At 65.7% G+C, this 12,715-nt stretch carries 15 protein-coding genes; 6 read left to right on the top strand and 9 right to left on the bottom strand.

Features of this window, described 5'->3' with window-relative positions; genetic code table 11:
* Nucleotides 1–45 precede the first annotated feature (45 nt).
* Nucleotides 46–234, bottom strand: a complete 189-nt coding sequence (locus JOD78_RS08585) for a hypothetical protein (RefSeq protein ID WP_034333213.1) — start codon at nucleotides 232–234, stop codon at nucleotides 46–48.
* Between the two features lie 308 nt (nucleotides 235–542).
* Nucleotides 543–1,436 (bottom strand): LysR family transcriptional regulator, encoded by an 894-nt coding sequence (locus JOD78_RS08580; protein WP_209567169.1) that lies wholly within the window; start codon nucleotides 1,434–1,436, stop codon nucleotides 543–545.
* 155 nt (nucleotides 1,437–1,591) lie between these two features.
* Between JOD78_RS08580 and JOD78_RS08575 the strand changes: the two genes are divergently transcribed.
* On the top strand, nucleotides 1,592–2,257 hold the full coding sequence (locus tag JOD78_RS08575) for a peroxiredoxin-like family protein (protein ID WP_121044845.1): 666 nt from the start codon (nucleotides 1,592–1,594) through the stop codon (nucleotides 2,255–2,257).
* A gap of 37 nt (nucleotides 2,258–2,294) precedes the next feature.
* On the opposite strand, the gene JOD78_RS08570 is transcribed toward JOD78_RS08575, so the two are convergent.
* Genes JOD78_RS08570 through JOD78_RS08550 form a run of 5 tightly spaced genes read right to left on the bottom strand, consistent with a single transcriptional unit; the run spans nucleotide 2,295 to nucleotide 6,008 of the window.
* On the bottom strand, nucleotides 2,295–3,614 hold the full coding sequence (locus JOD78_RS08570; RefSeq protein WP_209567166.1) for a methyltransferase domain-containing protein: 1,320 nt from the start codon (nucleotides 3,612–3,614) through the stop codon (nucleotides 2,295–2,297).
* A gap of 11 nt (nucleotides 3,615–3,625) precedes the next feature.
* Complete coding sequence (locus JOD78_RS08565) at nucleotides 3,626–4,096, bottom strand: DoxX family protein (protein ID WP_209567164.1); 471 nt, start codon at nucleotides 4,094–4,096, stop codon at nucleotides 3,626–3,628.
* 12 nt (nucleotides 4,097–4,108) lie between these two features.
* The gene (locus JOD78_RS08560; RefSeq protein WP_209567162.1) at nucleotides 4,109–4,864 is read right to left on the bottom strand and encodes a DNA-binding domain-containing protein; all 756 of its coding nucleotides are present in this window, start codon (nucleotides 4,862–4,864) and stop codon (nucleotides 4,109–4,111) included.
* Nucleotides 4,861–5,712 (bottom strand): DUF692 domain-containing protein, encoded by an 852-nt coding sequence (locus tag JOD78_RS08555; RefSeq protein WP_121044837.1) that lies wholly within the window; start codon nucleotides 5,710–5,712, stop codon nucleotides 4,861–4,863. The genes JOD78_RS08560 and JOD78_RS08555 overlap by 4 nt, the downstream gene beginning before the upstream one ends.
* A gap of 20 nt (nucleotides 5,713–5,732) precedes the next feature.
* Entirely contained in the window at nucleotides 5,733–6,008 is a 276-nt protein-coding gene (locus JOD78_RS08550; protein WP_121044835.1) for a DUF2282 domain-containing protein, read from the bottom strand.
* A 238-nt stretch (nucleotides 6,009–6,246) separates the two neighbouring features.
* On the opposite strand from JOD78_RS08550, the gene JOD78_RS08545 reads away from it, so the two are divergent.
* From JOD78_RS08545 to JOD78_RS08525, 5 genes are read left to right on the top strand one after another with little or no spacing between them, the layout of a single operon-like run.
* Nucleotides 6,247–6,912, top strand: coding sequence for a DUF1109 domain-containing protein (locus JOD78_RS08545; RefSeq protein ID WP_227022575.1), 666 nt, complete (start codon nucleotides 6,247–6,249; stop codon nucleotides 6,910–6,912).
* Nucleotides 6,913–6,926: 14 nt separating this feature from the next.
* On the top strand, nucleotides 6,927–7,556 hold the full coding sequence (locus tag JOD78_RS08540; protein ID WP_039784802.1) for a sigma-70 family RNA polymerase sigma factor: 630 nt from the start codon (nucleotides 6,927–6,929) through the stop codon (nucleotides 7,554–7,556).
* Nucleotides 7,553–8,194 (top strand): DUF1109 domain-containing protein, encoded by a 642-nt coding sequence (locus tag JOD78_RS08535; RefSeq protein ID WP_121044829.1) that lies wholly within the window; start codon nucleotides 7,553–7,555, stop codon nucleotides 8,192–8,194. Before JOD78_RS08540 ends, JOD78_RS08535 begins: the two co-directional genes overlap by 4 nt.
* Before the next feature lie 18 nt (nucleotides 8,195–8,212).
* The gene (locus JOD78_RS08530; RefSeq protein ID WP_199725122.1) at nucleotides 8,213–8,797 is read left to right on the top strand and encodes a chlorite dismutase family protein; all 585 of its coding nucleotides are present in this window, start codon (nucleotides 8,213–8,215) and stop codon (nucleotides 8,795–8,797) included.
* Nucleotides 8,794–9,681: an HD-GYP domain-containing protein gene (locus JOD78_RS08525; RefSeq protein WP_199725121.1), complete on the top strand. Its 888-nt coding sequence runs from the start codon at nucleotides 8,794–8,796 to the stop codon at nucleotides 9,679–9,681. The genes JOD78_RS08530 and JOD78_RS08525 overlap by 4 nt, the downstream gene beginning before the upstream one ends.
* A 62-nt stretch (nucleotides 9,682–9,743) precedes the next feature.
* On the opposite strand, the gene JOD78_RS08520 is transcribed toward JOD78_RS08525, so the two are convergent.
* Both JOD78_RS08520 and JOD78_RS08515 read right to left on the bottom strand, forming a co-directional pair.
* Nucleotides 9,744–11,552: a methyl-accepting chemotaxis protein gene (locus JOD78_RS08520; protein ID WP_134134567.1), complete on the bottom strand. Its 1,809-nt coding sequence runs from the start codon at nucleotides 11,550–11,552 to the stop codon at nucleotides 9,744–9,746.
* Between the two features lie 251 nt (nucleotides 11,553–11,803).
* Entirely contained in the window at nucleotides 11,804–12,571 is a 768-nt protein-coding gene (locus tag JOD78_RS08515; RefSeq protein ID WP_121045338.1) for a YdcF family protein, read from the bottom strand.
* Between the last annotated feature and the right edge of the window lie 144 nt (nucleotides 12,572–12,715).

Raw genomic sequence — 12,715 nt, 5'->3', positions numbered from 1 at the left:
TGCCGGATGAGGTGAGTTGCAGGGAGATGCGGGCGCGGCATGGACTTAGCTGCCGCGGGCCTTCTCGATGGTTTCGCGGGCCGCTTCCATGAGGGCGGCTGGTTCCGGGGCGTTGGATTCCAGGTAGGAATTTTCCAGCGTGACCGAGAGATTGCTCATCTTCTCCGACAATTCCGCCAGCGCCACGCTGAGCTCACACATCAGGGCCGAGATGTTTTTGGGTGACTGCGTCATTACGTTTCCTTTTCAGATGTCGCACCTGGGCGGCCTGTCCAGGGCGACGAAAAGGGGGAATTCATCGCGCATCAAGCCGGTGCGTACCAATCGATTACGTCGTGAGCTTTGGCTATTCTAAGCCATGCCGGATGCCGGTACGACTGTACCTTGGTCTAAAAGTGCGACAAAAAGTGAAACTTTCTTCATCCGTGTTGCACGGTGGATATGGCTCGTGCCCCTGCGTTGCCGTCCTGGCATGCTTGGGGCGGCAGGCTTGCCGCGATGCGATGCAGGATCCATGCCACGCGTCCTGATCGACGCCTGCTTCAGGTCAGGATCTGCTGCTGCAGCATGATCTCCTCGACGAAATCAGCAAAGGCACGCGCCTTGGCACTGGCCAGCCTGCCGGTGGGAAAGACCGCCCACAGGGCGATGTCCGGCAGCGTCCATTTTTCCAGGACGCGTACCACGCTGCCGGCCGCCAGTTCAGGGGCGAACATCCAGTGAGAGGCAATGGCCAGACCCATGTCGGCCAGCACGGCCGCGCGGATGCCCTCGGCGGCGTTGAAACGCACCCGCCCCTGCACCATGACCGAGACTGCGGTACTGGCGCGGGTGAAGGTCCAGACATTGTCCAATTGGCTCAAGACCAGGGTCTCGTGCCTGGCCAGATCTGCCGGTACCCGTGGTGCCGGAACCCGCTCCAGATAGGCGCGGGTAGCCAGTACCGAGCGCCGCGTCGTGGCCAGTTTGCGCGCGACGCTGGCGGAATCGGCCAGGTTCCCCATGCGCAGGGAGACGTCGATGCCTTCGGCCACCAGGTCGATGGTGCGGTCATCCAGGATCACGTCCACCTCCAGTGCGGGATGACGTGCCAGAAACAGCGGCAGGAAGGGAATCACGAACAGCCGCGCAAAGGTGGGGGCGGCCGAAACCCGCAAGCGTCCGGCCAGGCCTGCACCGGCACCGCGTGCGGCCAGTTCCGCTTCCTCCGCTTCCTGGATGGCCACGCGGGCGCGCTCGAAGAAACGCATCCCCGCTTCGGTCGGCGTGAGACCGTGGGTGGAGCGCAGCAGCAGCCTGACCTTGAGCTTGTCTTCCAGCTGCGCCACGGTCTTGGAGACTGCCGGCTGTCCCACGCCCAGTACCCGCGCCGCCGCCGAGAACGATCCCGCCTCCACCACCCGTACAAAGGCCGTCATGGCCAGCAAGCGATCCATAGTGATCTCATTTATTCCAAAGTGGAATAAGCATTATAGCCATTGCCTGTCTGCCATTCTCGTCGGCAGAGGACCAGAATGCGCTGCATCGGTGGTGAGGAACACCGCCGAGCAGCCTTATCCCATTTACCTACCTCAATGACAGGAGCCTCTTCATGACTCTGCAAGACAAGCTGGACGCCTTCAAAGCCGACTTCGTGGCCGGCAAGCCACCCTACAACGTACCCGCACCGGTCATTGCCACCATGCAGCGCGCCACCGATGAACTGATCGCATCAGGGGCGGCCGCACGGGCGCTCAAGGCGGGTGACCGTGCACCGCAGTTCACGCTGGCCGATCCGGATGGCAAGCCGGTCTCCTCCGCCGAGCTGCTGGCCCGAGGACCGCTGGCGGTGAGTTTCTATCGTGGTGTGTGGTGCCCTTACTGCAATATGGAATTGCAGGCGCTGCAGGAAGTCCTGCCGCAGTTGCAGCAGGCCGGAGCCAGCCTGGTGGCGATCTCGCCGCAGCTGCCGGCCAACAGCCGCAAGGCGATGCGCCAGAACGGGCTGGAATTCCCCATCCTCTCGGACGCGGGCAATGAGGTAGCCGCCGCCTTCGGACTGCGCTTCACCTTGCCGGATTATCTGGTGGAGCTGTATCGCTCGCTCAAGAATGAATTGCCGGCTTTCAATGGCGATGCCAGCTGGACGCTGCCCATGCCGGCCCGCTACGTGATCGCGCCGGATGGCGTGATCGTTTATGCCGAAGTCAATCCTGACTACACCCGCCGTCCGGAACCGTCGGACATGTTGCCGGCCATCGCTCGCGCCATCGCCTGAGCGCGGCCAAGTCGCGCCGACGCTCCGGCGCGATCGTTCACCCCCGTGCCAGGACAACCAGTCCCGGCACGGCCTGCTGCATTTCGACGCGCAGGCTTTCTTCGCGCACCAGCAGCACCTCCAGGCCCGCGGCTTGCAGGCAGTGTTCGACATAACTGCGCTGGTGGCGGAAGCGGCCGCTGGGATGGAGCGTGTAGGGAGCGGCGTGTTCTTCACCAGCCAGTTCCACCGTGAAGATCAGATGGCCCTGCGTCTGCAGGGAGCGTCGCGCCGCTGCGAAGAAGGACGCCAGCTCCCCGCAGTAGATCAGCACGTCACAGGCGGCGATCAGGCCATAGCGTGCCGGATGGGCTGCCATCCATTCCACCACGTCCGCCTGTGCCAGCGCCGTGTACTGCGGGTGTTGCGCGGCATGACGCAACATGTTGGGGGAAAGGTCCACGCCTTCCAGAGCCAGCGCGTAAGGCGCGAGGACCGGCGCACACAGCCCGGTGCCGCAGCCGGCGTCCAGCACCACACTTGGCGCCATCCCCGGCAGGAAGGCGTTAAGCAACGTGCCCAGCACTTCCGGTCCGCGATAGTCCAGGTGGCTGACCAGGTTGCTGTCGAAGTGATCGGCATACTCATCGAAGCGACGCACGATGTAATCGCGCGGTACGCTGTGGCTGGGCAGACCCGCGTACGCCGCATGCATGTGGCTGGCGATGGGGTGGCCCGGCTCTTCCTGCAGCCACTGGCGGCAGACTTGCGCCGCTTCTTCCATCCGTCCCAGGAAGTAGAAGGAAATGGCCAGCAGCTCGCGTGACTTCCCCTCATGCGGAGGCAGTACGAAGGCCAGGCACTGGTAACGCGAACTCCGCATGCGGTCGCCCAGCGCAGCGTAGAGGTCAGCCAGCTGGTACAGGGCAGGGAGGCAATGCGGATCTCGCAACAGGGCCTGCTCGCAGGCGGCGATGGCAGCCTGCGGCTGGTGCTGCGCACGCCGCGCGGCGGCCAGGTTGGTCCACAGTTGGGCATCGTCGGAGCGCAAGGTCAGGGCTTGTCCGTAGGCCAGCTCCGCCTGGTCGAAACGCCCGCAGGCGAACAGGACGTTGCCCAGATCATTGCACCAGTCGGCATCGGGCGGTGTAGTGCGCGCGGCTTCGTGCATCAGCGCCAGGCCTTCCTCATGCCGTCCGCACTGGTGCAGCAGTACGCCCAGGTAGTGCTGGGCCGGGGCGTATTGCTCCTCCATGGCGAGAACCAGGCGATAGTCCTCCTCGGCAGCTTGCAGGCGGCCCGCTGCATGGTGGTTGAAGGCCGAAGTGAAGCTTTCTTCAATGATGTCGGCCAGCAGGCCGGTGGACGGGCGATCCATCGTGTTTCCGTTCAGCGCAGACTGAAGCATCGGTCCAGCGACCACTTGCCACCGCCGCGCGCCACCAGGAGCAGCAGCAAGCCGGCCCAGGACAGGTGCGTGGGCCAGGCATCGGGATAGACGAAGATCTCGATGACGGTGGTCATGCCCAGCAAGGCCAGGGCCGCGCCGCGGGTGAAGAGGCCCAGGATCAGCAGCAGCGGGAAGAAGTGTTCCGCATAGGTCGCCAGGTGTGCGGCCAGGTCGGGTGGTACCAGCGGCAGGTGGTATTCCTCCTGGAACAGGACATAGGTGCTGTCCTTGATGTCAAGGAAACCGCTGACCTTGGTACGGCCCGAGAGGAAGAAGATCGCTGCGATCGCCACGCGGGCGACCAGCGTCAGCACGTTGTCGCTGATCACCCGCGTGGCCAGGTCGGCGGCGCGCGACCACAGCGAGGGAGAGGGCTGCACGACGGCAGGCAGGGTGGCGGGCTGGTTCATGGAAGTCTCCGTTCAGTGAAACGAGGTAAAGGCATCGGCCTGGATCAACTGGCCCAGCATGGTGCCGATCTCCAGGCCGGGCTCCCGGGCCAGCGCCTGGCCGGCAGCGCTGGCGATGCCGCAGCCATCGCGGCAGGCATCGAGAAAGCGTGCTGCACCCGCACTCAGCGGGCGCCACTGCACCTGGCCGTGCGGGCGTGTGAGCAGGGCTCCTTCGCCCTGCCATTCGGGGGCGATTTCGGTGTCGTCAGCGTCGCTGCGGTTGATGCTCCAGATGGTGTAGACCGGATGCTGCAGATCGTGATGCCAGCGGCTGGCGGCATGCGGCACCAGCCTCACGTCCTGGCCGGCGGCCAGCGCCGTGTGCAGGGCCGACACGTCCAGCAGCGGGTCGTCGGCGGCCAGGTGCGCTTCGGTCCAGCAGCGGTCCAGGGTGGCGACGCCCGGCAGGTAGGGTAATTCCCGGGCTGCTTCCAGCTTGGCAAGGAAATCGGCAAAGCCCGCCCCATAGCAGATGAGGCTGGCTTCTTGTGGCAAGTGCTCGCGCGCAAAGGCTTGCGCTGCAGATTCCATCCAGGGGCTGCCGACCAGCCGGTGCACCGCCGGATAGTTGGCCAGCAGGGCGTCGACGCAGCCCTTGAAGACGGTATTGCGATAGACCGCGAAGGCCGGTTGCGCCAGCAGCGCGGCAACGCCAGGGTCGTCGCTCTGCCCGTTCAGGAGGGCCTGCAGGAAGCTGGCGTAGTAGCGATGGTCGGGGGCGTTCATGCGGCTTGCTCCTCGTGCGCGGCAACTGCCGGATGCAGCAAGGTGCCGGCCATGTTGCGCTCGGCCAGCAGCACGTCGAAAGCGGGCACGTTGCCATCCCGTTCGATCAGGGTGGGACGCTCCCCGGTGCGTGCCAGCAGATGCGCGTAGAGCTCCCAGACCGCTGCCGCCACCGGGGCGTCATGGGAATCGACCAGCAGGCCGGGCAGGCTGGCATCGGCACTGTGGCCGGCCAGATGGATTTCGAGAATGTCATCGAACGGCAACTGGTCCAGGTAGTGGCGCGCATCGGTGCCGAGATTGCAGGCGCTCACGTGCACATTGTTGACGTCGACCAGCAAGCCGCAGCCGGTCCGGCGCACCAGTTCGCGCAGGAAGTCCGGCTCGCTCCAGCTGTGCTGTTCCATGTGCAGGTAATGCGACGGGTTCTCCAGCGCGATCCGGCGCTGCAGAACATCCTGGGTGCGGCTGATGTTGTCAGCCAGGCGTGCCAGTGTGTCGTTGGTACGCGGCACCGGCAGCAGGTCGGGCAGGTAGTGGCCGCCGATGCGCGACCAGGCGAGGTGTTCGGACACCAGTACCGGTTCGATGCGCGACACCAGTTGTGCCAGTTTGCGCAGATGCAGCGGATCGGGCGCGTCGGGCCCGGCCAGTGACATCGACACCCCGTGCAGGGCCACCGGATGATGCTCCCGGATCGCCTGCAGCCAGGCCAGGCGGGGGCCGCCGTCCATCAGGTAGTTTTCCGGATGGACTTCGAACCACAGTCCCGCGGCCTTGCAGGCCAGCGCTGCATCGAAATGCTGGGGTTTGAGACCCAGGCCGGCGGTGAGGGGTGACGTTGTCATGGCCGATGGCTCCGGAACGATCAGACCGGCTTGAGCGAGCCCATGCCGCGCGGCGTCTTGATCGAGGTGCAGGTGCCGGCCGGGACGTTCTTCCAGGCATTGCCCTGGTAATCCATCTTGGCGGTGCCGGCGCAGGTGGTGCCTTCACCAGCCTTGCAGTCGTTCTGGCCGGCCAGGGAGACGCCGTAGCACTTCTCGACGGCGGTCTTGTTCATCGGTTGCTTGTCTTGCGCCATGGCGACGCCGGAGGCGAGGGTGGCGAGGGTCAGTGCGGCGGTGGCGACGAAGTGGTTCATGGTGTGCTCCTGAAAATGGATGAAGTGGAAGATGACACTGACCGGCGTTTCGCTTGCTGCTGCTTTGCGTCCGATCTGCTTGTTAATTCGCAGGGAGTGGCTGGCCGGTTACAGCACGATGAAGATTTTTTGAAAAAATATTTTTCGCATCTGCTGTAACCGCAGCGCTGTTGTGAACGAATACAAAAGAGCGCGCGCCATTGCGCAGTCCGCCCGCACGGGCCCAAAGGGGATGTGAATGAAAACGATGGAACTGGTCAACATGCTGGCAACGGGAACGGGCGAGCCCCCCGGCCCCGTCCAGCGCAGCCTGGTGCGCAACGTGGCCGCGCGCATGGCGGTGGCGCTGGCCCTGGGCCTGATGGGTGCGGCCCTGCTGCTGGCCATACTCTATGGGGTGCGCAGCGACCTGCGTGAACTGTTGCAGCAGCCGCTCTTCTGGATGAAGGTCTCGTTCCCGCTGGCGGCCCTGCTGGCCGGACAACTGGCTGCCTCGCGCCTGGCGCTGCCAGGCATGCGCATGGGGCTGGCTCCGGCGGCAGGACTGCTGTTGCCACCGGCCCTGCTGTGGCTGGCCGGTGGCAGCTGGCTGGCCCTGGCACCGCCTTCGCAGCGTCTGGACCTGCTGCTGGGCAGCAGCTGGGAAGTATGTTCGGCCAATGTGGCCTTGCTGTCCTTGCCCACGCTGGCGAGCATGCTGTGGTTCCTGCGCGGGATGGCCCCCACGCAATTGCGTGCGGCGGGTGCGGTGGCTGGGTTGGTGGCCGGCGCACAGGGCGTGCTAGTCTATTCGCTTTATTGCGTGGAGATGGCGCCGCCGTTCTGGGGTGTCTGGTATGTACTGGGGGTGGCGCTGCCGACGGGGGCCGGCGCCTTGTGCGGCCCGTGGCTGCTTCGTTGGTGATTGGGCGGCGTTCCATGACTGAAAGTCCTTTCCTGTTGGCGACTGGCGGACCGGCCTTGCCGGATGAGGTGGCAGGCCGTCCCGGCAAGCCCTCGCATCCCGCCGAGGAGCGCCTGCGCATGCTGCTGCTGGCCGGTCTCGACGGCGACGCCGTGGCCTATCGCCAGTTTCTGGCCGAATTGAGCGGCCGCCTGCGCGCCTTCCTGCGCAAGCGCCTGGTGCATCTGCAGGATGACGTCGAGGATGTGGTGCAGGAAACCCTGCTGGCCATCCACAACGCCCGCCATACCTATCGCCCCGATCAGCCGCTGACGGCCTGGGTGCATGCCATCGCGCGCTACAAGCTGATGGACTTCCTGCGCGCCCGTTCGCGCCGCGAAGCCTTCAACGACCCGCTGGACGAAGAGCACGACCTGCTCACCACCTGTGATGATGAACCGGCGCAGGCGCGGCGCGATGTCGGTGCGCTGCTGGAGGAATTGCCCGACAAGCAGCGTTTGCCGATCGTTCACGTCAAGCTGGAAGGCCTGTCGGTGGCCGAGACGGCACAACTGACCGGGATGTCGGAATCGGCCGTGAAGGTCGGCATCCATCGTGGCCTCAAGGCCCTGGCCCTGAAGATCCGGGAGAAATTGCAAGCATGAAGACTGACGACCTTATTTCGATGATGGCCAGCGGCGTGGCACCGGTGGACCGGCGTTTGCCGGTCAAGCAGATGGCCCAGGCCCTGGTGCTGGGCGGCTTGGGTGCGCTGTTGCTGTTGCTGAAGATCTACGGGCTGCGTCCCGATCTGGCGGTGATGCTGGGCGTGCCGCTGTTCTGGATCAAGCTGGCCTTTCCCACCACATTGGCCGTGGGGGCCATGCTGGTGCTGCGACGCCTGGTGCGTCCGGGATTGCGCGTGGGTGCCAATTGGGCAGGCATCGCCCTGCCTGCCATGGCAGTGTGGCTCGGTGGCGCAGCCGTGTTGCTCAGTGCACCGGTAGCCCAGCGGCTGCCGCTGCTGATGGGGATCAGCTGGCGCAGCTGCCCGTTCAACATCGCGCTGCTGTCGATTCCACTCTTCATCGGCATCTTCTGGGCCGTGCGCGGCATGGCCCCGACCCGGCTGCGCCTGAGCGGTGCGGTGGCTGGCCTGCTGGCCGGTGCCACGGCGACCATGGTGTATTGCCTGCATTGCCCGGAGATGGGCGTGCCGTTCTGGGGAATCTGGTATTTCCTCGGGATCCTCATTCCGGCAGCACTTGGCCTGCTGCTGGGTCCGCGCCTGTTGCGCTGGTAAGTCCTGGAGAGATTGAGCATGAGCGTGATCCATACCGCATTCGTCGCTGGTCTCAGTGGAGGCTGGCGTATCCTGCGCGTCGACGCCGTGGTCGGCGAATCGCTGGCAATGGCGGGAAGGCTTGCCGTCGCCGGTCCCGGCGAGGCGCAGTCCACCGCTACGACTGGCGTGCAGTGGCGCCTGGACGGTGCCACCGGTCATGCGCGTTATGCCACGCGGCACGAACTCGATACGCTGGGCGCGGTGCAACAGGGTCTGGGGCGGCCCGAGGCGCGCTGCGCAGCCCTCATCCCGATCCGCAAGAACCCGGCCTGGTGGGCGCTGGCGCAGGATGAGCGCCGCGCGATCCTGGAGGAGCAGTCGCACCACATCGCCATCGGACTGGAGTACCTGCCACCGATTGCGCGCCGTCTCTACCATGCGCGCGAACTGGGCCAGCCTTTTGATTTCCTGACTTGGTTCGAGTACGCGCCGGAACACGCTGAAGCATTCGAAGAGTTGGTCGCGCGATTGCGCCGGAGTGCCGAATGGCAGTTCGTTGATCGCGAGGTCGATATCCGCCTGGTCTACGATGAGCCTGCCCGACAAGGAGCTGCCGGATGAATCTGCTTTCCCTGTGGCAGCGCGCCACTCGCAACAAAGCTGCGCGCCAGGCGGCACATGACGAGCAACTGCTGATGAGCCTGTTCCTGCTGGCCTGGGCGGTGGAGGCGCGCGATCCCTATACCGGCGGGCATCTGTGGCGGGTGGCGCGCTTGTCGCGTCTGCTGGCGCATTCCGCCGGACTGCCCGCGGAGCAGGTGGCCCGCATCACCATCGGTGCCTTCCTGCATGACCTCGGCAAGATCGGCATCCCCGATGCCGTACTGGGCAAGAAATCGCGGCTGGATGAGGCGGAATATGCGGTCATCAGGACGCATCCCGAGATCGGCCACCGCATGCTGGCGGGCCACCCGCTGGCAGCCCTGGCCGAAGAGGCGGTGCTGCTGCATCACGAAACACCGGACGGGCGCGGCTATCCCTTCGGACGGCGCGGTGAGGACATCCCGCTGGCTGCGCGCATCGTCGGCATCTGCGACGCCTTCGACGCCATGACCAGCACGCGTCCCTATCGCAGCGGGATGCCGATTGCACGGGCCATGGAAATCATCGAGGGTGAGCTCGGCAAGCAGTTCGATGCCGAGTTGGGACGCCGCTTCATTGGCCTGCAGGCCGATGCGGAACTGGCCCACATCGTGGGCCACAGCGATGAGGGCATTCCTCTGCAGCGCTGCCTCTCATGCGGCCCGATCATCGTACGGCCCCGGGAAGCCGTGGCCGGCGATACGCTGTACTGCCCGGCCTGCCATAGCGAATACACCATTGCTCCCAATGAGCAGGGCCTGCTGGCCAGCGGCAAGCAGGATACGGCGCGCGCACTGGCGGTGGCGCCCGACTCCGGGCTGATCAGCCGGCTGGTGGGGGAAAGCCGCGCCGCCCTGGCCTGAATGGCGTCTCCATGAAAAAAGCCCGCGTGAAGCGGGCTGGTGTTGCGCAAGGCAAGGGGGGCTCAGAAGGTTTCCCAATCCCCTTCATCGTCGCCCGCAGGCAGGCGCGACGGTTTGCCAGCGGGCTTGGCTGCGGGTGCCTCCGCCTTGGGCGCGGCGGCTGCAGCGGGTTTGGCCGGGGCGGCCTTGGGTGCTGGAATGGTCGCACGTGCCGCCGGAGCCGCCGCCGGCTTGCGCGGCGCAGCGCTCGCCGATGCGGCAGGTGCCGGGCGTGCGGCCGGCTTGACCGCCGCCGGTGCAGATGGAACGGCGCGCGCCTGGCTGCCATCAGTCTGGAAACGTCCGACCAGACCGGCCAGGGTGGCCGCCTGATCCTGCAGCGATTGCGCCGCAGCGGCGGCTTGCTCCACCAGCGCGGCGTTCTGCTGCGTCCCCTCATCCATCTGCGTGATCGCACGGCCGACTTCGGCGATGCCGGCGCTCTGCTCCTGGCTGGCCGAGCTGATTTCGCCGACGATGTCGGTCACGCGGCGCACGCTGGCCACCACTTCGGTCATGGTGGCACCGGCCTGTTCGACCAGCTTGCTGCCGGTGTCGACCTTGGCCACCGAGTCATCGATGAGCGACTTGATCTCCTTGGCGGCCGAGGCCGAACGCTGGGCCAGAGAGCGCACTTCCGAGGCCACCACCGCAAAGCCGCGCCCCTGCTCGCCGGCGCGCGCCGCTTCTACTGCCGCGTTCAGCGCCAGGATGTTGGTCTGGAAGGCGATGCCGTCGATCACGCCGATGATGTCGGCAATCTTGCGCGAGCTGTCGGTGATGCCTTCCATGGTCTGCACCACCTGGCCGACCACGCTGCCACCCTGGATCGCCACTTCCGATGCCGATTCGGCCAACTGGTTGGCCTGGCGCGCGTTGTCGGCATTCTGCTTGACCGTGGCGGTCAGTTCTTCCATGGCCGAGGCGGTTTCCTCGATGGAGCCGGCCTGTTGCTCGGTGCGGCTTGACAGGTCGAGGTTGCCGCTGGCGATTTCCTGGCTGGCAGTGGCGATGGTGTCGGCCGAGGTCTTGATGTTGGCGATGGTACTCAGCAGCGAATCGCGCATGCTGCGCACTGCGTAGAGCAGGCTGCTCCGATCGCCCGGTGCGGTGTCGATGTTGGGGGTGAGGTCGCCTTGGGCGATGCGGTTGGCGACCTCGGCCGCCTTGGCCGGATCGCCGCCAATGGTGCGCAGGATGCCGCGGTTGATCACGATCACCAGCGCTATCAGGGCCGCCGCCACCACGGCAAAGAGGATCGCCATCTGTGTCAGCGTACGCATGAAGGCGGCGTTGATGTCATCCATGTAGGCCCCGGTGGTCAGGTTCCAGTCCCAGGGCTGATAGGCGATCACGAAGGAGGTCTTGGGCACCGGTTCGGCCGCCCCGACTTTGGGCCACAGGTAATTGACGAAGCTGCCGCCGGGCTGGCTGCCGGCCTTGGTGATCTCGACGAACAGGTTCTTGCCGGCCGGATCCTTGAAGTTGGTCAGGTCCTTGCCGTCCAGTTCGGTCTTGATCGGATGCATGACGATGATCTGCGCCGAGGTGGAAATCGAGAAGTAGCCGTCGGTGCCGTAGCGCAGACTCTTCATGGCGGCTTTGGCGCGTTTTTGCGCTTCTTCCTTGGTCAGCGCGCCGGATTCGGCCAGCGCGCCATAACCCTTGACCATGGACAGCGCGGTCTGGCCGATGTTGGTGAGGTCGTTCTTGCGCTCTTCCATGCGCACATCGCGCACCATGACAGCGCTGAAGATGGATATCGCCAGCAGTGCGATGAGGCTCAAACCGAGTGGCAGCCACAGTTTCTTACTGAAGGACAACTGGCCCATGATGATATCTCCCATTGTGTAGAGGCGCTCGCTGGCATCGTTGTGCCGGGACGGTGGCACCTGGCCTGGCGGGCCGGGTGCATCGGCTTGCGTGAGCGTGTTGTTGCTAGGTCAAGGTAGTGTGCACGGGCGTTTACTGACGAAATGCGCGCGACTTTGTCACTCTACCGCGCCGTCGCCGTGCTGAATGGCGGAACAGGAGGCGCAAGGGCATTCATTTTATGAGTTGGCTTGTGCTGCAACCCTTGTTTTCACTGCCCCACGGCGCGCCTGAGGCTGTACCACAGCTGACCGACCCACTCGCGCAGGGCGTAGCTGGCCAGCTCCAGGTTGCCGGCGCGCGGCAGGTAGTCGGTCAGGCGCGGGCGCGACCGGCCGGCGAACACGGTCGGCGCGGCCTGCACCTGCAAGCCGGTGTGCGCAAAGACGCGCATGGCGCGCGGCATGTGGATGCTGTCGGTCACCAGCAGGATGCGTTCGATGCCGTCAGCCTTGAGCATGGCGGCGGAATAGCTGGCGTTCTGGGCGGTGGTATCGGCGCGCGTTTCCTGCCAACGCACCGGCACCCCGAAGTCGCGCTGCAGGTTGCGCGCCATCAGCGCGGCTTCGCTTTCGGGCGAGCCGTCGGGGCTGCCGCCCGTGACCAGGAGCGGCAAGCCGGTGTGGCGCGCCAGATAGGCCGCGTATTGCAGGCGCTTCATGCCGATGGCGGTGGAGTCATCGCTGCCGCCGTATTCCGGTGCCTGGTCGATCCGGCCCGATCCCAGGACGACGATGGCTTGCGCATTGCCGGCGCTGGCCAGTGGAGCGTATTGCGCTTCCAGTGGCCGGATCACCCACAGGGCCCCGATGCGCGTGCTGAGTACCAGCAGGATCAGGGCGCCCAGCAGCATCAGGGCCAGGCCGGGGCGGGGCGCGCGACGGCGTAGCCAGAACCCGGCCAGGCACATCAGGAAGGGCGAGACGGGCGGCAGCAGCAGGCTGCTGGCAAGGGCGGAGATCAGGACCGGCAAGGACATGGACATGGGCGGCAGCAAGGGAAGACAGCCCGGCATTGTGCGCGATTGCGACCGCGTCGGCCAGCCTTGCCGGCAGGGCGATTTGCCTCGCCGCAGGGAATCCCCCAGAATGCGGGATCGCAAAGGGAAGGGCGCATGCCCCGG

The organism is Herbaspirillum sp. 1130, assembly GCF_017833835.1.
Classification (GTDB): Bacteria; Pseudomonadota; Gammaproteobacteria; order Burkholderiales; family Burkholderiaceae_D; genus Herbaspirillum; species Herbaspirillum huttiense.
This window is presented reverse-complemented; position numbering and strand designations above follow the sequence as displayed.

Excerpts from the sequence above, each read along its gene's own strand:
- JOD78_RS08585 (WP_034333213.1), bottom strand. The coding sequence starts at position 234 with ATGACGCAGTCACCCAAAAACATCTCGGCCCTGATGTGTGAGCTCAGC.
- JOD78_RS08580 (WP_209567169.1), bottom strand. The coding sequence starts at position 1,436 with ATGGATCGCTTGCTGGCCATGACGGCCTTTGTACGGGTGGTGGAGGCG.
- JOD78_RS08575 (WP_121044845.1), top strand. The coding sequence starts at position 1,592 with ATGACTCTGCAAGACAAGCTGGACGCCTTCAAAGCCGACTTCGTGGCC.
- JOD78_RS08570 (WP_209567166.1), bottom strand. The coding sequence starts at position 3,614 with ATGGATCGCCCGTCCACCGGCCTGCTGGCCGACATCATTGAAGAAAGC.
- JOD78_RS08565 (WP_209567164.1), bottom strand. The coding sequence starts at position 4,096 with ATGAACCAGCCCGCCACCCTGCCTGCCGTCGTGCAGCCCTCTCCCTCG.
- JOD78_RS08560 (WP_209567162.1), bottom strand. The coding sequence starts at position 4,864 with ATGAACGCCCCCGACCATCGCTACTACGCCAGCTTCCTGCAGGCCCTC.
- JOD78_RS08555 (WP_121044837.1), bottom strand. The coding sequence starts at position 5,712 with ATGACAACGTCACCCCTCACCGCCGGCCTGGGTCTCAAACCCCAGCAT.
- JOD78_RS08550 (WP_121044835.1), bottom strand. The coding sequence starts at position 6,008 with ATGAACCACTTCGTCGCCACCGCCGCACTGACCCTCGCCACCCTCGCC.
- JOD78_RS08545 (WP_227022575.1), top strand. The coding sequence starts at position 6,247 with ATGAAAACGATGGAACTGGTCAACATGCTGGCAACGGGAACGGGCGAG.
- JOD78_RS08540 (WP_039784802.1), top strand. The coding sequence starts at position 6,927 with ATGACTGAAAGTCCTTTCCTGTTGGCGACTGGCGGACCGGCCTTGCCG.
- JOD78_RS08535 (WP_121044829.1), top strand. The coding sequence starts at position 7,553 with ATGAAGACTGACGACCTTATTTCGATGATGGCCAGCGGCGTGGCACCG.
- JOD78_RS08530 (WP_199725122.1), top strand. The coding sequence starts at position 8,213 with ATGAGCGTGATCCATACCGCATTCGTCGCTGGTCTCAGTGGAGGCTGG.
- JOD78_RS08525 (WP_199725121.1), top strand. The coding sequence starts at position 8,794 with ATGAATCTGCTTTCCCTGTGGCAGCGCGCCACTCGCAACAAAGCTGCG.
- JOD78_RS08520 (WP_134134567.1), bottom strand. The coding sequence starts at position 11,552 with ATGGGCCAGTTGTCCTTCAGTAAGAAACTGTGGCTGCCACTCGGTTTG.
- JOD78_RS08515 (WP_121045338.1), bottom strand. The coding sequence starts at position 12,571 with ATGTCCTTGCCGGTCCTGATCTCCGCCCTTGCCAGCAGCCTGCTGCTG.